The following is a 17202-nucleotide window of genomic DNA, read 5'->3' as shown; positions in this document are numbered from 1 at the left end:
GGATAGGCTCGGCGGTGTGAGAGCCGGGACTTCGATGAGTCAGAAGCAGCGCAGGCCTTGGATTGTCGGGGTGTCGGGCGCATCGGGCACACCCTTCGCGGCCTCGGTGCTGCGCGGGCTGCTGGCCGCGGGGGAGAGCGTCGACCTGGTGGTCAGCCGCGCCTCGCGGCTGACGCTCCTCGACGAGACGGGGATCGCCTTCCGCGACGCCCACTGGCAGGAGGACCTGCGCGGCTGGCTGGCGCGGGGCGCGGACGGCAGGCCGGACACCTTCCGGCCGGACATCGAGGGCGTACGCCACTGGGCGGCCGGCGATCTGGCGGCCGGGCCGTCCTCGGGGTCGTACCCGGCGAAGGGGATGCTGATCGTCCCGGCGTCGACGGCGTGCGTGGCCGGAGTGGCGCTCGGACTCTCGAAGGACCTGCTGCAGCGGGCCGCGAGTGTGACGCTCAAGGAGCGGCGGAAGCTGGTCGTGGCCGTGCGGGAGACGCCGCTGAGCGGCCAGACGCTGAAGCAGATGGTCGCGCTCGACGAGGCGGGCGCCGTGGTGCTGCCCGCCTCTCCGGCGTTCTATGCGGGGGCGACGCACATCCAGGACCTCGTGGACTTCGTCGCCGGGCGGGTGCTGGACGCGGCGGGAGTGCCGCACCAGCTGTACCGCCGGTGGGAGGGGGAGCTCGGTGGCGCCTCCCGGGGCTGAACCGGTGGGGTCAGCGCTTCTTCCTGTTCACGCGCGGGGTGCGCGTGCGGTCGACCCGGTGGGCGGCGGCGGGCTGGTGGGCACGCGAGCGGTTGGCCAGGTCCTGCAGCTCGCGCATCCGGGCGTAGGCCATCTCGATCGAGTACACGGTGAAAGTCACTCCTGAAGATTCGAAAGCTTTTCTTGGACGATGAGGAAGATTTACAGGGCTTGACCCTGTTGTGCCTTGGATTCTACACGTAAACTCGCGGTACTGCTGAACAATGGAAGGTTTCAGTCATATGGACGCGGTGGACAGACAGCTCATCCAGGCCCTCAGAGAGAACGGCAGGGCCTCGTACGCCGAGCTAGGACGGCTCGTCGGGCTCTCCGGGCCCAGCGTCACCGACCGCATCAACCGGCTGGAAACCGCCGGGGTCATCACCGGCTACCGTGCGACCGTCGACGCCGCCTCGCTGGGGCTCGGGGTCACCGCGCTGATCGGCATCTCCCTCTCCGACGCGGCCGACCACGAGGACGTCGCGCACCGGCTGAAGGATCTCGCCGAGATCGAGGACTGCTGGTTCATCGCGGGTGACGACTCGTTCATGCTCAAGGTGCGGGTGGGCGACGTGGACGGCCTGGAGAAGACGATCCGCAGGCTCAGCGGCACGAAGGGCGTCTCCCGGACGCGTACGACGGTCGTGCTCTCCACCAAGTGGGAGAACCGGGTGGGGGAGCTCCCCGAGGAGGAGTGACGCGGAGCGGTGACGGGGGTCCCCCCGCCCGGCAGGCGGGGGAGTACCGTGGGCTGCCGGATCTGTCACATGGAGATATGGAGGCGCCCTGGTGGACGCGGGACTCAAGCGCGAGCTGGAGGAGAAGGTCCGGGCCGGCGAGCGGCTGACCCGCGAGGACGGGATCGCGCTCTACGAGTCCGACGACCTCGCCTGGCTCGGCGGACTGGCCCACGAGGTGCGTACGAGGAAGAACGGCGACGTCGTCCACTTCAACGTCAACCGTCACCTCAACATGACGAACGTGTGCACCGCGTCCTGCGCGTACTGCTCGTTCCAGCGCAAGCCGGGCGAGAAGGACGCGTACACGATGCGCATCGAGGAGGCCGTCCGCCTCGCGAAGGCGATGCAGGGCGAGAACCTCACCGAGCTGCACATCGTCAACGGGCTGCACCCGACCCTGCCGTGGCGCTACTACCCGCGCTCGCTCAGCGCGCTCAAGGAAGCGCTGCCGGAGGTGGCGCTCAAGGCGTTCACGGCGACGGAGATCCACCACTTCGAGACGATCTCCGGCCTCTCGGCCTCCGAGATCCTCGACGAGCTGATCGAGGCCGGTCTGGAGTCGCTGACCGGCGGCGGTGCGGAGATCTTCGACTGGGAGGTCCGCCAGCACATCGTCGACCACAACACCCACTGGGAGGACTGGTCGCGCATCCACCGTCTCGCGCACGAGAAGGGTCTCAAGACCCCCGCGACGATGCTGTACGGGCACATCGAGGAGCCCCGTCACCGCGTCGACCACGTGCTGCGGCTGCGGGAGATGCAGGACGAGACCGGCGGCTTCCAGGTCTTCATCCCGCTGCGTTACCAGCACGACTTCGTGGACATGAAGGACGGCAAGGTCCGCAACACCCTCCAGGCCCGGACGTCGATGGCGACGGGCGCGGAGGCGCTCAAGACCTTCGCGGTCTCGCGGCTGCTCTTCGACAACGTCCCGCACGTCAAGGTGTTCTGGGTGATGCACGGCGTGCAGACCGCCCAGCTCGCCCTCCAGCACGGTGCGGACGACATGGACGGCTCGGTCGTCGAGTACAAGATCACGCACGACGCCGACGACTACGGCACCCCGAACAAGCTCGGCCGTGAGGACTTGCTGGACCTCATCCGCGACGCGGGCTTCCGGCCCGTGGAGCGCAACACCCGGTACGAGATCCTCCGCGAGTACCCGGGCCCGGACGCGGACCGGCGTGAGTCGCCGCAGCCGATGCGCGTCTGAGGCCGTACGCACGCCCCGGCGACCCGCTCCCTGCGCGGGCCCCGGGCGTCCCGCCCTACGGAAGCCCCGGCCCGCCCGCCGGGGCTTTCTCGCGTGGTGGACCAGGTTGAAGGGTCTCGCTCGTAATGGTTAACCTGCTCTTATGGCGCTTACATTTGAAGTGGATCCCGCGTTCGACCGAGCTCTGCGGGACGGCATCACCGCGCTCTGGGTCGACGTCAGCAACGCCGGCGGAGCCGTCGGCTTCGTGCCGCCCGTCACCGACGAGGAGGTCCGGCCGGAGCTGGTCAAGCACCTCGCCGGCATGGCCGAGGGCCGCACCCACCTGGTCGTCGGGCGGGACGAGGACGGCACGGTGGCCGCCACCGCCTTCCTCACCCACAACACCCACCGGCTCATGCGGCACTGGATCGGCGCCTACACGGTGATGGTGCACCCGCGCCACCAGGGCAAGGGCTTCGGGCGCGCGCTCATGATGGCCACGGCCGACGCCGCCCAGGAGATCGAGGGCATCGACGCCATCAGGCTCACCTGCCGCGGGGGCACCGGGGCCGACCGCTTCTACGCCTCCTGCGGGTACAAGGAGGTGGGCCGGATCCCGAACGCCATCCGGGTCGCCGAGGACGACTACCGCGACGACATCATCATGCTGCTCCCGCTCTTCCGGTAGGAGCGCCATGGGCAACCCTGCGAACTGATCGAATTCGGGGCATGCTTCACTGGGCGGGCAGGATTCCACACTGCACGACCGCAGGAACGTCGGACGTAGAGAGAAGGCCAGCCGTGTCCGCTGCCAGGACGAGCGCAACGATCCGGTACACCGCCATGCGCCTGCTGATCTTCGTCGGCTGCTTCTTCGTCGCCGGTGTGGCGGTCCACTTCGGCGTGCTCCCCGCAGGCGTCGGCGGCTCCAACGTCGTCTGGGTCATCCTCCTCGGCCTGCTGCTCTCCGCGCCCCTCAGCTTCATCCTGCTGCGCAAGCAGCGCGACGAGATGTCCGAGCAGATCATCTCGTCGGTCGACCGGACCAAGGCCAGGCTCGAGGCGAACCGCACCCGCGAGGACAGTGCCGCCCGGTAGGTGCCGCGTAAGGTTCCTCACACCCGCACCCCCGACTGACGCAACCCCGGTACCGGAGCAACCGCTCCCGTGCCGGGGTTTCGGCGTGTCCGGCACGGCGCCGACAAAAATGATCAAGAAGTAGACCTTTGAGGTTCTCAAAGTTGCAGTGTTAACGTATTCGACATGATGACAGCAGCGCGTACCCGCCACGCCTTGGGCGTCCCGCTCGTGGTGCGCCTGCACGTCGATCTCTGCCGCTGTATGTCCGCGGTCTGTTGCCGCAACGTCTGAACCGGCATCATGCAGCGGCGCCGCCCCTGACGCGGGCGCCGCACCCCCGTCCCCCTGTTCGACCGCACGACCGTACGTCTGTCCTCGTACGTCCCGATGCGTCCCATCTGGAGTGTGTCCGTGTCCGCGAATACCGCGCCCACCGCCGAGACCGAAGCCGGTAAGCCGTCCGGTTCCGGCTTCCGCCTGCCCAGCATCCCGTTCTGGATGCAGATAGTCGCCGGTCTCGTCCTCGGCGTCCTGCTCGGCTGGCTCGCCCGCAGCCAGGACGTCAGCTGGCTCGTCACCACCCTCGACAAGGTCGGCGGCATCTTCGTCCAGCTGCTGAAGCTGGCCGTCGCGCCGCTCGTCTTCTTCGCGATCCTGGTGTCGATCACCAACCTGCGCAAGGTCAACAACGCCGCCAGGCTGGCCACCCGCACGCTGCTCTGGTTCATGATCACCTCGCTGATCGCCGTCGCCATCGGCCTCGCGATCGGCCTCCTCACCAACCCTGGTGCGGGCACCGGTCTCACGCCGAAGGACGGCGCCAAGCCCGAGAACTCCGGCTCGTGGATCGACTTCCTCACCGGCATCGTCCCCACCGACGTCATCACGCCGTTCACCGAGCTGAACGTCCTGCAGATCGTCTTCATGGCGGCCGTCGCCGGCATCGCCGCGCTCAAGCTCGGCGAGAGGGCCAAGCCGATCCTCGCCCTCAGCGAGTCGATCCTGGAACTCCTCCAGAAGGCCCTGTGGTGGGTCATCCGCCTCGCCCCCATCGGCACCGTCGGCCTCATCGGCTACGCGATCGCGACGTACGGCTGGGACCTGATCGGCAAGTACGCCACGTTCACCGCCGACGTCTACATCGGCTGCGCCATCGTGATGTTCGGCGTCTACCCGCTGCTGCTCGCCACGGTCGCCAAGGTCAGCCCGCTGCAGTTCTTCAAGGGCGCCTGGCCCGCGATCCAGCTGGCCTTCGTCTCCCGCTCCTCGGTCGGCACGATGCCGGTCACCCAGCAGGTCACCGAGCGCCTCGGCGTCCCGAAGAACTACGCGAGCTTCGCCGTGCCGTTCGGCGCCACGACGAAGATGGACGGCTGCGCCGCGATCTACCCGGCGCTGGCGGCGATCTTCATCGCGCAGATCTTCGACGTGCAGCTGGGCATCGGTGACTACATCCTGATCGCGTTCGTCTCGGTGATCGGCTCGGCGGCCACCGCCGGCCTCACCGGCGCCACGGTCATGCTGACCCTCACCCTGTCGACCCTGGGTCTCCCGCTGGAGGGCGTGGGCCTGCTGCTGGCCATCGACCCGATCCTGGACATGATGCGCACCGCCACGAACGTGGCGGGCCAGGCCCTGGTGCCCGTGATCGTCTCCGCGCGCGAGAAGATCCTCGACCACGACGCCTACAACTCGGCGTCGGCCTCCCCGGTCGAGGAGCGCGAGGCCGGGACCGAGGCGCGTGACGTGGAGACGAAGGGCGTTCCCGTCTCGGCGTGACCCTGCTGTGCACAGGCGCCCCCGGACTCCGTGTCCGGGGGCGCCGCCGTGTGTCCGGGGTGTCAGGGCCGCTGGAAGACGACCTCGGGGTTGCCCGGTGTGGGGCCGTCCAGCAGGGGCTGGTGCCGGCCGCGCAGGTGCTGGTCGAGGAAGGCGCCGACGTAGTCGCGGGTGATCGTGACCTGCCGGTCGGTGGTGAGCGTGACCGTGGGGTCCAGCGTCACTCCCATCCGGTCCTCCAGGACGGGCACGTCCGTGAAGCTGGAGTGGCCGGAGCCCTCGACGCCGATCCAGCGCTTCCAGCCGTCGAGCCGCTGCCAGCCCTGGTCCCAGGATTCGTCCTCGCCGCCTGGGGAGTGGAACGTGGTGCCCAGCATCATGAAGGGGCGCTCGTCCAGGCCGGACCGGGGGATCTGCTCGAAGAAGGTGCCGTCCATGTTCACCCCGGCGTCGACGCGGGCATCGGCGAGCATCGCGGAGGCCGCGCCGCTGCCGCCGATGGAGTGGCCGACGGCGGCGACCCGGCGGCGGTCGATCATGCGGGCGTCGTCCCAGGAGGGCCGGGGGCCGGTCAGCCGGTCGAGTACGAAGGAGAGGTCGGCGGCCCGTCCGGTGGAGACGGTGTTCAGCACTTTCCGTTCGGCCGCCTCGTCGGGCGCGGCGTCGACCGCGTCACAGGCCGCGCAGGGGAGAACCTGCCCGCCGGGGAAGGCCGCCCCGTGGGATTCGTAGGCGTGGTCGACGCTCGCCACGACGTAGCCGCGGCTCGCCAGGTCCTCCGCGAGGGAGGTCAGGAACGCCCGGGGGTGACCGAAGCCGGGGGAGAGCAGCACCAGGGGGAACCGGCCCCGGGCGGTGTCCGCACCGGTGCGTGCATGGGTACCGAGGGAACTGAGCGCGGCCGGGGCGTCGTCCCCCAGTCCGCGGCCGGCAAGGACGGCCTCGGCTTCCTCGATGCCCATGTACGGCGTGTGGCTCCCGCTGTCGGCCCTGGCCGGGTGGTGGACCGACACCATCAGTTCGCGGTCCCCGGATCCGGGGACCCAGGGGTCGGTGCGGTCGTGGTCGGTGAGGTGGAGGACGTCGACGCCCACGGCGTACGGGCCGGTCGGACGGGGCAGTTCGAGCGTGGTGGCGGCGGCCGGGGCGGGCGCGGGGCCGGATAAGGCCTGGGCTGTGACGGCGGGCGTGGCGAGCAGGGCCATGGCGGCGAGGGCGGCGACTGCCGTCCGTCTGCGGAGTCTGTTCGTCATGTCAGGGACACTAGGCGGCGGCCCGGGGTGAACGAATCGGCCCCAGGGTGTGATCCGGTGTGCGACCTGGGTTGTACGCGGTCCACCCAGGGGCTGGTGGGTGACTACCGGCCATCGTGGCCGGGCAGCCTCCCTTCCGTACGACGGCTGACAGGGCCGCGCCGTACTCTTACCGGGGAGTAGCGCAGCGGGGGCGGGAGGGATGTCTGACGTGAGTGCAGTGAAGAGCAAACGGATGCCGCGCGCGGTGCGTGAGCAGCAGATGATGGACGCGGCCGTGCGGACGTTCGCTCAGCGGGGTTACCGGGCCGCCTCGATGGACGAGATCGCGGAACTGGCCGGTGTGTCCAAGCCCCTGGTCTACCTGTACCTGAACTCCAAGGAGGAGCTCTTCACCGCGTGCATCCGCCGTGAGGCGAAAGCGCTGGTGGAGGCCGTGCAGGCAGGGGTGGAGCCAGGGATTCCGGCCGACGGGCAACTGTGGTCGGGGCTGCGGGCGTTCTTCACGCACACCGCGGACAACCCGGACGGCTGGGCGGTGCTGCACCAGCAGGCGAGCTCGCACGGGGAGCCGTTCGTCAGCGAGGTGGGGGCGCTGCGCAAGGAGATCGTTGCGTTCGTGACCGGTCTGATCGGCGCGGCGGCGCGTGAGGCGCACAGTGATCCCGCGCTGCCCGACCGGGATGTGGCGGGGCTCGCGCAGGCGCTGGTGGGGGCGGCGGAGGCGCTCGCCGGGTGGGCGAACGTCACTCCCGGCGTCTCGGCCAAGGAGGCCGCCACCACCCTGATGAACTTCTCGTGGGCGGGCCTGGAGAACCTCATGCACGGGCGCGGCTGGCAGTCCCGGGGGGACTGAGCGGCTCAGCCTTCCCGGGACACGCTGCCGGTGAGGTGGACCCGGCCGCCGCCGCGCACCTGGAAGGCGGCGCCGGCGGCGGCGTACGTGACGGTGGAGGGAAGCAGGACCGGCGCCCTGAAGTCCGCACGGACGGTCCGGATCCGGCCCGGTTCGCCCACTCCGCTCCCGGTCCCGGCCTCCGCCAGGCAGCGGGCGACGGTCCACATGCCGTGCGCGATGGGCCGGGGGAAGCCGAAGAGGCGTGCCGTCACGGGGTGGAGGTGGATGGGATTCCGGTCGCCCGAAGCGGCTCCGTACCGCCGTCCCAGGCCGGCGGGCAACCGCCACTCCGCCACGGCGGGCAGCTCCGGGGGTGCCTCGGGGGACGGGTCGGACGGCGCCGCCGCCCCGGTCGCGTGCCGTGACAGGTAACCGCTGCGTGACTCCCAGACGAGTTCGCCCCCGAGCCGCGCCTCGGTGACCATCGTGACCTCGGTGCCTCGCCGGTGAGGCGTCAGCGAGTGTGCGTACACAGTGAGTTCGAGCTCGTCGGTCGGGTGCAGCGCCCGGTGCCCGGTGATCTCGATCCAGGTGTGGACCAGTCCGAGTACCGGCAGCGGGAAGTCGCGGCCCGTCATCAGCCGCATGGCCGGCGGGAAGCCCAGCACATGCGGGTAGGTGAGCGGCACCGGGCCCGATTCGGCGAAGCCGCAGATCCTGCTGTAGGCGGCGAGGGGGCCGGGAGGGATGCGGCCGGGCGGGACCACCGCGCGGCGGGCGGGCAGCGTGGCGCCGGGGCGTCCGGCGCGCTTGAACGGTGAGGTGACGGCTCCGCGGACGAGGGAGAGGCTCAGGGCGGTCATGGATCACGCTCCCAGCAGGCTCTGGCCGCAGACCCGCACGACCTGGCCGTTGACCGCGCCGGAGGCGGGCTGGGCGAACCAGGCGGTCGTCTCGGCGACGTCGACGGGGAGGCCGCCCTGGGACAGGGAGTTCATCCGCCGCCCGGCCTCACGGATGAGGAGGGGCACCGCGGCCGTCATCCTCGTCTCGATGAAACCGGGCGCGACGGCGTTGACCGTGATGCCGTGCTCGGCGGCCGCCCGCGGGGCCAGGGAGCGGACCAGGCCGATGATGCCCGCCTTGCTGGCCGCGTAGTTGGTCTGGCCGTTGTTGCCCGCGATGCCGGCGATGGAGGCGGTGGCCACGATCCGGCCGCCACGGCGCACGGTGCCCGACTCGATGAGGGCGTCCGTGGTGCGCAGGACGCTGTCGAGGTTGACGTCGATGACCGAGGCCCAGCGGTCGGCCGGCATGTTGGCGAGCCGGCGGTCCCGGGTGATGCCCGCGTTGTGGACGAGGACGTCCAGGCCGTCGGGGACGGCCGCGGCGATCAGGTCGGCGGCGTCGGGCGCGGTGATGTCCAGCGGCAGGGCCTCCGCGCCGAGGCGGTCGGCGGTACGGACGAGCTCCTCCCGGGCCTGTGGCACGTCCAGGCAGATCACCCGGGCGCCGTCCCTGGCGAGCACCGAGGCGACGGAGGCGCCGATGCCGCGTGCGGCGCCGGTGACCACAGCGGTGCGCCCGTACAGCGGCGCCGCCCAGTCGGCCACCTCGCCGGGTGCGTCGGCGGTGAGTTCGACGACCTGGCCGCTGACGTACGCGGAGCGGGGGGAGAGCAGGAAGCGGAGCGTGGACTCGGCGGAGGCCGCGGTCGCCCCGGGGGCGAGCCGCAGCAACTGCGCGGTGGTGCCCCGGCCGATCTCCTTGCCGAGTGAGCGTACGAACCCTTCGAGTGCCTGCTGGGCAGCCGCCTGGTGATGGTCGTCGGGGGACGGCGTGGTGCCGAGGACGACGACGCGGCCGCCGCCGGCCAGGGACCGTACGACGGGGTGGAGAGCGGCGTGTACGCCGGCGAGTCCGGCGGCCGTGGTGACTCCGGTGGCGTCCAGGACGACGGCGGCCGGGCGTTCGGCGCTGTCGGTGACCTTCAGGCCGGATGTGGCGAGTACCGGGCCGAGCGTGCCGGAGTGTGCGGAGCTGCCTGCGGTGAGGTGGAGCAACGGCCCGTCGAGGGAGGGGGTTTCCAGCGTCCAGCGGCGCAGGGGGGCGGGCTGCGGCAGGCCGAGTCCGCGGGTCAGGAATCGGCCGGGGGCGGTGCCGGTGAAGTGCAGATAGCGGTCGGCCATTGTCTGGACTCCTGCTCGGTCGTAGATTTACTCCGGAGTAAGGTTACTCAAGGGTCAGGAGTTGTCGAGATGAGTTGGTCGAGTTGATTCCCCTCGCACTTCCGCAGCCGCGCCGGGTCGCGGTCATCGGTGGCAGTCGTATTCCCTTCGCCCGCTCCGACGGCCCGTACGCACGGGCGTCGAACCAGGACATGCTGACCGCCGCGCTGGACGGGCTCGTCGAGCGATTCGGCCTGCGAGGCCGGCAGGTCGGCGAGTTCGTCGCCGGCGCGGTCCTCAAGCACAGCCGGGACTTCAACCTGGCCCGCGAGACCGTCCTGGGCTCGGCCCTGGACCCGCGCACTCCCGCGTACGACATCCAGCAGGCCTGCGGCACCGGTCTGCAGGCCGTGATCGCAGCTGCCAACAAGATCGCGCTCGGTGCGGTCGACTCGGCGATCGCGGGCGGGGCGGACACCACGAGCGACGCGCCCCTCGGGGTCAACGACCGGTTGCGCAGAATCCTGCTGGAGGCGCGCCGCGCCAGGTCGGCGGGGGCCCGGATCAAGGCGCTGGCCGCCGTCCGTCCCGGCCATCTCGTCCCGGACATCCCGCGCAACGCCGAGCCCCGCACCGGCCTCTCGATGGGCGAGCACGCGGCGGTCACCGCCCGGAAGTGGGGGGTGACCCGCGAGGACCAGGACCTGCTGGCGGCCACCAGCCACCAGCGGCTCGCCGCGGCGTACGAACGCGGCCTGCTGGACGACCTCGTCGTCCCGTACCTCGGACTGGACCGCGACCAGAACCTGCGCCCCGGATCCACGGTGGAGAAACTCGCCACGCTCAAGCCGGTGTTCGGCGCGGACCACCCCGACGCGACGATGACCGCGGGCAACTCGACCCCGCTCACCGACGGTGCGGCCACCGTACTGCTGGCGAGCGAGGAGTGGGCCGAGGCGCACGGCCTGGAACCGCTGGCGTACCTGTCGCTGTACGAGACGGCCGCCGTGGACTACGTGAACGGGGAGGACGGGCTGCTGATGGCGCCCGCCTACGCCGTTCCGCGCCTGCTGGAACGTGCGGGGCTCACCGTCGGGGACTTCGACCTCTTCGAGATCCACGAGGCCTTCGCCTCCCAGGTGCTCGCCACCCTGGCGTCCTGGGAGAAGCAGGGGCTCGCCCCCGTCGACAGGGACAAGCTGAACGTGGCCGGATCGTCCCTCGCCACCGGTCACCCCTTCGCCGCGACGGGCGCCCGGATCGTGGCGACCCTCGCCGAGCTCCTCGCGGAGCGGGGCGGGCCCGGCCGGGGCCTGATCTCGGTCTGCGCCGCGGGCGGGCAGGGGGTGACCGCGATCCTGGAACGCCCCTGAGCCGGGCCGGTGACCTGGAGCGGGCCCCACACACCGGGCCGGCGACCGGGATCCCCGACCCTCACAGGATGTGCATGCCGGAGCGCCCCGGCCTCCACAGGTCCCCTGCATCCTGGAACGTCCCCGGCCCGCACCGGAAACCGCCCTGAGCCGCACCGCCGCCACCTGCACGTGAACGACCCCGCGCACCCAGCAGCCGCCACGGCGCCACGCCCCCGGACGGGCCCGGCGCCGGGCCCCCGAGTCGAGGAGCCGCCCGTGTCCACGCCCGCCACCGCCACGCCCACCGTCCCCGTCCTGGTCGAACCGACCGTGGTCAGGGCGGCCGACGGCACCGTACGGGAAGTCTCCGTGCCACCGCTCGCGCCGACCGTGCGAAGCGGCTCACTCGCCGACATCCCCTTCGACAACGCGCGGGAGGCCCCGTCCGAAGCGGTCCTCAGCCGCAAGCAGGCCGACGGCAGCTGGCAGGACGTGACCGCGGCGGAGTTCGCCGCGGAGGTCCTGGCCGTCGCCAAGGGCCTGATCGCGGAGGGACTCCAGAGCGGTGACCGGGTCGCGATCATGGCCCGTACGACCTACGAGTGGACGCTGCTCGACTTCGCGTCCTGGGCCGCCGGTCTGGTCACCGTGCCCGTCTACCCCACCTCGTCCGCCTTCCAGACGCGCTGGATCCTCCAGGACTCCGGAGCCGTCGCCTGTGCGGTGGAGACGACGGAGCAGGGCCGGCTGATCAGCCAGGAGCGGCAGCAGCTCGGGGACCTCACCCATCTCTGGCAGTTCGACACGGGTGCGACAGACCGGCTGAAGACGCTCGGCAAGGACGTGCCCGACGCGGCCGTCGCCGCACGTCGCGCCGCTCTGGAACCGGACAGCCCCGCCACGCTCATCTACACCTCGGGCACCACGGGCCGCCCCAAGGGCTGCGTCCTGACCCACGGCAACTTCTTCGCCGAGGTGGACAACGCCATCGAACTGCTCCACCCGGTCTTCAAGTCGGTTTCCAAGTACCCCGCCTCCACCCTGCTGTTCCTGCCCCTCTCCCATGTCTTCGGCCGGATGGTGGCGATCGGCTGCCTGCGCGCCCGGGTCCGGCTCGGGCACGCGCCGTCCATCCAGACCGACGACCTGCTCGCGGACCTGGCCGGCTTCAAGCCGTCGTTCCTCCTGGCCATCCCCTACGTCCTGGAGAAGGTCTACAACACCGGCCGGGCCACCGCCGAGAAGATGGGCCGCGCCTCCTCCTTCGACCGTGCGGCCCGAATCGCGCGGCGTTACGGCGAGGCGGTCGAGGCGGCGGAACACGGCACGGGTCCCGGCCCCGGCCTCGGGCTCCGCGCCGCGCGTGCCCTCTACGACCCGCTGGTCTACCGGCGCATCCGAGCCGCGCTGGGCGGCCACGTCCGGTACGCGATCTGCGGCGGCTCGCCCCTGGGGCGCAGGCTCGCCTCTTTCTACGCGGGGGCGGGCATGCAGATATTCGAGGGCTACGGCCTGACCGAGACCACCGCCGCCGCCACGGTCACCCCACCCCTCAAGCCCCGCCTGGGCACGGTCGGCTGGCCCATGCCGGGCACGGCCGTGCGGATCGCGGACGACGGAGAGGTCCTGCTCAGCGGTGGCCAGGTCTTCCGGGGCTACTGGGACGCCGAGCGCGGCGGGGCGACGCCGTACACGGAGGACGACTGGTTCCCCACGGGTGACCTCGGGGCTCTGGACGAGGACGGCTACCTCACGATCACCGGACGCAAGAAGGACATCATCATCACGTCCGGCGGCAAGAACGTCACCCCGGCTCCGCTGGAGGACTGGCTGCGCGCCCATCCGCTGGTCAGCCAGTGCATGGTGGTGGGGGACAACCGGTCGTTCATCAGCGCCCTGATCACCCTGGAGGCGGACGGTCTCGCCCACTGGCGCCGGATGCGGAAGAAGGAAGGCGTCCCCCTGCGCGAGCTCGTCAAGGACGAGGAACTGCTCAGCGCGCTGCAGCGTGCGGTCGACGAGGCCAACCGGCTCGTGTCGCGCGCCGAGTCCATCCGCAAGTTCACGGTGCTCCCGACGGACTTCACCGAGGAGAACGGCCACCTCACCCCGTCGCTGAAGCTGAAGCGGGACGCGATCCTGCGGGACTTCGACGCGGAGATCGAGGAGCTGTACCGCAAGCAGTAGCCGAGGGCCGCTTCGCGGACGGGGTTGCGGCTCCCGCCGGCGGGTGGGGCCGTCCTGCCCGTACGGCCCGGGCAGGACAGCCGTGCCCACGGCGGAGTCCTCCGGCGGATGTCCGGCAGGCGCGCGACGGACAAATTTTGAATCAGACCAAAACGGACAGGGGTGCGATTCCCGCACGAGAGTGTGTCCTCGTCCAGGGCATTGAATGAAAGGACACGCTCGCACGAAGCCTTGGATACGTTGCTTCAAGTGCCGTTCGGGTGCGATGAGTCAAGGGTGAGACATCGGAGTCTCGCTCTCCGGATATGGAAATCGCAGCGCATAGCGTCCTCTCCATGACTGAGCTGGACGCGCGGCCCCAGGCCGGAGACACGGTACGGGGAAGCGCCCCGGCCGACGGTGGCGTACGCGAGAAGGGTCTCGGCGGCAACTCCGTAGGTCTGACGGGAAGCGCCGTCCTCGGCATCTCCACCGTCGCCCCGGTGTACTGCCTGACCTCCACCCTCGGCTCCACCGCCGGCGAGGTCGGCGTGCAGATGCCCGCAGTGTTCCTGGCCGGGTTCCTGCCGATGCTGCTGGTCGCCTTCGCCTACCGGGAGCTCAACAAGGCCGTGCCGGACTGCGGCACCTCGTTCACCTGGACGGTCAAGGCCTTCGGGCCCCGCCTGGGGTGGATGTGCGGCTGGGGGCTCGTGATCGCCACGATCATCGTCCTGTCGAACCTGGCGGGTGTGGCCACCTCCTACTTCTGGCTGCTGGCCGGGGAGGTCTCCGGCAGCGAATCGGTCGCCGCCCTCGACGACAGCAAGCCGGTCCACATCCTCACGTGCCTCCTCCTGATCGCCGTGGCGACGGCGATCAGCTACCGGGGGATGACGGCCACCAAAGGCCTCCAGTACACCCTCGTCGCCCTCCAGCTCGTGGTCCTCGCGTTGTTCGTGGCGATGGCCCTGCGGAAGGCGGGCAGCGGTGACTTCGCCGTGACCTCGGCGGACTTCTCCTGGTCCTGGCTGAACCCGTTCGCCGTCCAGTCCTTCGCCGCCTTCACGGCGGGGCTCTCCCTCTCGATCTTCATGTTCTGGGGCTGGGACACCTGTCTCACAGCCAACGAGGAGACCACCGGGGCCGCGAAGACGCCCGGGCGCGCCGCCCTCATCGCGATGGTCGTCCTGGTCGGCTCCTACCTCGCCACCGGCATCGCCGCCCAGATGGCCGTCGGTACGGGCGCCTCGGGGCTCGGCCTCGCGAACCCGGACACCTCGGACAACGTCTTCGCCGCCCTGGCCGGCCCGGTCATGGGCCCCGGCCTCGGTGTCCTGCTCTTCCTGGCGGTGCTGGCGTCGGCCGCCGCGAGCCTGCAGACCACCTTCATCCCGGTGGCGCGCACGGTCCTGGCGATGGCGTCGTACGAGGCGCTTCCCGCCTCCTACGCCAAGGTCCACCCGCGCTTCAGGACCCCGGGGCGGGCCACGGTCGTGGCGGGCGTCGCGACCGGTGTGTTCTACACGGTGATGACCCTGGTCAGCGAACACGTCCTGGTCGACACGATCTACGCGCTCGGCCTGATGATCTGCTTCTACTACGCGCTGACGGCCTTCGCCTGCGCCTGGTACTTCCGCGCCGACCTCACCCGGTCCTCCCGCGACCTCGTCTTCAAGGGGCTGTTCCCCGTCGTCGGCGGCATCCTGCTCACGGCGGTCTTCGGCAAGACCCTGTACGACATGTGGGACCCGGCGTACGGCTCCGGGTCGTCCGTCCTCGGCGTCGGTTCCGTCTTCGTCATCGGTGTCGGGCTGCTGCTGCTCGGCGTGGTGCTGATGGAGACCGTGCGGCGCCGCAGCCCGGCGTTCTTCCGGGGCGAGGTGCTGACGAAGGAGACCCCGGCGTTCGTGGTGAACGACTGAGGGCGGACGACTGAGCGGCGGACGGCTGAGGGCGGACGGCCGAGCGGTGGACGGCCGAGCGGCGGACGGCTGACGGTCAGTCGGCGCGCCAGTAACCCAGCGCTTCGACCCGGTCCTTTGGGACGGCCAGCTCCTTGCGGACGTAGGAGGCCAGGGCGCGGGTCGTCACCGTGTCGCAGGCGATCCACACGTACGCGTCCGAGGGGTCGTCGCCGAGCAGGCCGGGCAGGGCCGCCTTCACCTCGGAGACCAGGTGCGCCCCCGCGTCGCGGCGCGGGACGGTGTGCAGGGTGTGGTGGGCCGCGTCCAGGCGGAACGGCAGCTTCTCGTCCGAGGCGTGGACGGTCTCGCACCAGATCGTCGCGGGGGTGCCGGGTAGCGCGTCCAGCAGCGAGTTGACGGCGGGGAGCGACGCGGCGTCCCCGACCAGGAAGAGCCGTTCCGGCCGTGGATCAGGCAGTGTGAAACGGGTGCCCTGGAGTGTCGCGTCCATCGTGTCGCCGGGCCGCGCGGCACGGGCCCAGTCGCTCGCGGTCCCGTCGTGGAGGGCGAATTCCAGGGTGAACGTCCCGGTGGCGGGGTCGGGGTCGACGAGGGTGTAGCCGCGCTGGTGCGGCTTGCCGTCCCGCTCGAACCAGAGTCTGACCCACATGGTCGGGTGCGCGCCGCCCGTCGCCGCGAGCAGTCCGCCGTCGGTCACCGTCACCCGCCGGAAGTCCTCGGTGACCTGTTCCGCTCCGGTGACGGTGAACGTGAAGTCCCGCCCACGGAGGAGCTTGAGGACGACGCCCTCCCAGCCATGGCCCATGACAACCCTCCCGCGACGACCGGCGACAAGTGACTTAGGCTAGCCTAAGTTTCCCGTTCCGGGGGTGGCGAGGCGGGAGTTGCCGCCGCGACGGAACGACGGGCGCCGCCCCGGTGGGTCCCCCGGCGCACTCCACCGCATACCTTGGAGCCGTCACGGACGACGACGGAGGTGCCTCGTATGCGGATCGCCACAACGATCTTCCTCACCGACGGGACGATCACCCCTGTCCGGCTCGCGCGCGAGCTGGAGCAGCGGGGGTTCGCCGGGCTGTACCTGCCCGAGCACACCCACATCCCGGTGAGCCGGGAGACGCCGTACCCGGCGGGCGGCGAGCTGCCGGCCGAGTACGGGCGCACCCTCGACCCCTTCGTGGCCCTGGGGCAGGCCGCCGCCGTCACCGAGCGGCTGTCCCTCGGTACCGGCATCACGCTGATCGCCCAGCACGACCCCATCGACCTGGCCAAGCAGGCCGCCACGCTCGACCACCTCTCCGGCGGCCGCCTCACGCTCGGCATCGGCTTCGGCTGGAACGTGGAGGAGGCCGCCGACCACGGGGTGGAGTGGTCGACCCGGCGTGCGCTCGGAAGCGACCGGCTGGCCCTGATGCGGGCCCTGTGGGCGGACGAACCGACGTCGTACGAGGGAGAGTTCGGCTCGGTCCGGGCGAGCCATGCCTATCCGAAGCCCGTGCAGAAGGCGCGTGGTCCGGTGAGCGGCCCGCGCACCCTGATCGGCGGGGCGGCCGGACCGAAGCTGTTCGCGCAGATCGCCAGGGACGCGGACGGATGGCTGCCGATCGGCGGTCGGGGCCTGTCGGAGTCCGTGCCGAAGCTGCGGGCGGCCTGGGAGGAGGCGGGGCGCGACCCGAAGCAGCTCCAGGTGGTCCCCTACGCCGTCCGGCCCTCTCCGGGAAAGCTGGCGCACTACGCGGACCTCGGCGTCGACGAGGTCGTCCTGCAGCTGCCCCCGGCCGGTGAGGCCGAGGTGCTGCGCGCACTGGACGCCTACGCGGCGTACCTGTGAGAAGCCTGTGGCCGTGAATCCGCCGGTGCGATCCGGCGGCGGAACCATGAACGCTAAAATCGCATCTATCACCTCCGGACATCGATGGTGCGGCCCGTGTGCGTGTGTGCCCGGCTGCCTGGGAGCAGGA

Annotated in this window: 16 protein-coding genes; 11 read left to right on the top strand and 5 right to left on the bottom strand. The window is 71.0% G+C overall.

Features of this window, described 5'->3' with window-relative positions; genetic code table 11:
- The first annotated feature begins 34 nt into the window (after positions 1 to 34).
- A complete protein-coding gene (locus tag OO67_RS18225; protein WP_033301610.1) occupies positions 35 to 700 on the top strand; it encodes a UbiX family flavin prenyltransferase in 666 nt (221 codons plus the stop codon).
- Between the two features lie 10 nt (positions 701 to 710).
- Here OO67_RS18225 and OO67_RS38640 read toward each other — a convergent pair whose 3' ends face one another.
- The gene (locus tag OO67_RS38640) at positions 711 to 860 is read right to left on the bottom strand and encodes a hypothetical protein (protein WP_157841704.1); all 150 of its coding nucleotides are present in this window, start codon (positions 858 to 860) and stop codon (positions 711 to 713) included.
- Between the two features lie 121 nt (positions 861 to 981).
- Here OO67_RS38640 and OO67_RS18220 point away from each other — a divergent pair, with 121 nt between their 5' ends.
- The 5 genes from OO67_RS18220 (at position 982) to OO67_RS18200 (ending at position 5533) form a co-directional block, all read left to right on the top strand.
- A complete protein-coding gene (locus OO67_RS18220; protein ID WP_033301608.1) occupies positions 982 to 1437 on the top strand; it encodes an Lrp/AsnC family transcriptional regulator in 456 nt (151 codons plus the stop codon).
- 91 nt (positions 1438 to 1528) lie between these two features.
- Positions 1529 to 2692, top strand: a complete 1164-nt coding sequence (gene mqnE / locus OO67_RS18215; RefSeq protein WP_033301606.1) for an aminofutalosine synthase MqnE — start codon at positions 1529 to 1531, stop codon at positions 2690 to 2692.
- Between the two features lie 142 nt (positions 2693 to 2834).
- Positions 2835 to 3362: a GNAT family N-acetyltransferase gene (locus OO67_RS18210; protein WP_208861044.1), complete on the top strand. Its 528-nt coding sequence runs from the start codon at positions 2835 to 2837 to the stop codon at positions 3360 to 3362.
- A gap of 113 nt (positions 3363 to 3475) precedes the next feature.
- The gene (locus OO67_RS18205; protein WP_033301601.1) at positions 3476 to 3772 is read left to right on the top strand and encodes a DUF4229 domain-containing protein; all 297 of its coding nucleotides are present in this window, start codon (positions 3476 to 3478) and stop codon (positions 3770 to 3772) included.
- Between the two features lie 393 nt (positions 3773 to 4165).
- Entirely contained in the window at positions 4166 to 5533 is a 1368-nt protein-coding gene (locus OO67_RS18200) for a dicarboxylate/amino acid:cation symporter (RefSeq protein WP_033301598.1), read from the top strand.
- A 62-nt stretch (positions 5534 to 5595) separates the two neighbouring features.
- Here the strand turns inward: OO67_RS18200 and OO67_RS18195 are convergent, their stop codons facing one another.
- On the bottom strand, positions 5596 to 6786 hold the full coding sequence (locus OO67_RS18195; RefSeq protein WP_033301595.1) for an alpha/beta hydrolase family protein: 1191 nt from the start codon (positions 6784 to 6786) through the stop codon (positions 5596 to 5598).
- Positions 6787 to 6997: 211 nt separating this feature from the next.
- Between OO67_RS18195 and OO67_RS18190 the strand changes: the two genes are divergently transcribed.
- A complete protein-coding gene (locus OO67_RS18190; RefSeq protein ID WP_078598061.1) occupies positions 6998 to 7642 on the top strand; it encodes a TetR/AcrR family transcriptional regulator in 645 nt (214 codons plus the stop codon).
- 5 nt (positions 7643 to 7647) lie between these two features.
- Here the strand turns inward: OO67_RS18190 and OO67_RS18185 are convergent, their stop codons facing one another.
- On the bottom strand, positions 7648 to 8487 hold the full coding sequence (locus OO67_RS18185) for a MaoC family dehydratase (protein WP_033301590.1): 840 nt from the start codon (positions 8485 to 8487) through the stop codon (positions 7648 to 7650).
- Positions 8488 to 8490: 3 nt separating this feature from the next.
- A complete protein-coding gene (locus OO67_RS18180) occupies positions 8491 to 9813 on the bottom strand; it encodes a 3-oxoacyl-ACP reductase (RefSeq protein ID WP_033301588.1) in 1323 nt (440 codons plus the stop codon).
- Between the two features lie 74 nt (positions 9814 to 9887).
- Here OO67_RS18180 and OO67_RS18175 point away from each other — a divergent pair, with 74 nt between their 5' ends.
- The 3 genes from OO67_RS18175 (at position 9888) to OO67_RS18165 (ending at position 15238) form a co-directional block, all read left to right on the top strand.
- Positions 9888 to 11165 carry an acetyl-CoA C-acetyltransferase gene (locus OO67_RS18175; RefSeq protein WP_033301585.1) on the top strand — a complete coding sequence of 426 codons (1278 nt, stop codon included), beginning with the start codon at positions 9888 to 9890 and terminating at the stop codon, positions 11163 to 11165.
- Between the two features lie 258 nt (positions 11166 to 11423).
- Positions 11424 to 13334, top strand: a complete 1911-nt coding sequence (locus OO67_RS18170; protein WP_033301583.1) for an AMP-dependent synthetase/ligase — start codon at positions 11424 to 11426, stop codon at positions 13332 to 13334.
- A gap of 335 nt (positions 13335 to 13669) precedes the next feature.
- Positions 13670 to 15238 (top strand): APC family permease, encoded by a 1569-nt coding sequence (locus OO67_RS18165; RefSeq protein WP_033301581.1) that lies wholly within the window; start codon positions 13670 to 13672, stop codon positions 15236 to 15238.
- A gap of 76 nt (positions 15239 to 15314) precedes the next feature.
- Here the strand turns inward: OO67_RS18165 and OO67_RS18160 are convergent, their stop codons facing one another.
- On the bottom strand, positions 15315 to 16046 hold the full coding sequence (locus OO67_RS18160) for a siderophore-interacting protein (protein ID WP_033301580.1): 732 nt from the start codon (positions 16044 to 16046) through the stop codon (positions 15315 to 15317).
- A 180-nt stretch (positions 16047 to 16226) separates the two neighbouring features.
- Here OO67_RS18160 and OO67_RS18155 point away from each other — a divergent pair, with 180 nt between their 5' ends.
- Entirely contained in the window at positions 16227 to 17072 is an 846-nt protein-coding gene (locus tag OO67_RS18155; protein ID WP_033301579.1) for an LLM class F420-dependent oxidoreductase, read from the top strand.
- Positions 17073 to 17202: the final 130 nt, after the last annotated feature.

Source organism: Streptomyces atroolivaceus (assembly GCF_000717025.1).
Lineage (GTDB): Bacteria > Actinomycetota > Actinomycetes > Streptomycetales > Streptomycetaceae > Streptomyces > Streptomyces atroolivaceus.
This window is presented reverse-complemented; position numbering and strand designations above follow the sequence as displayed.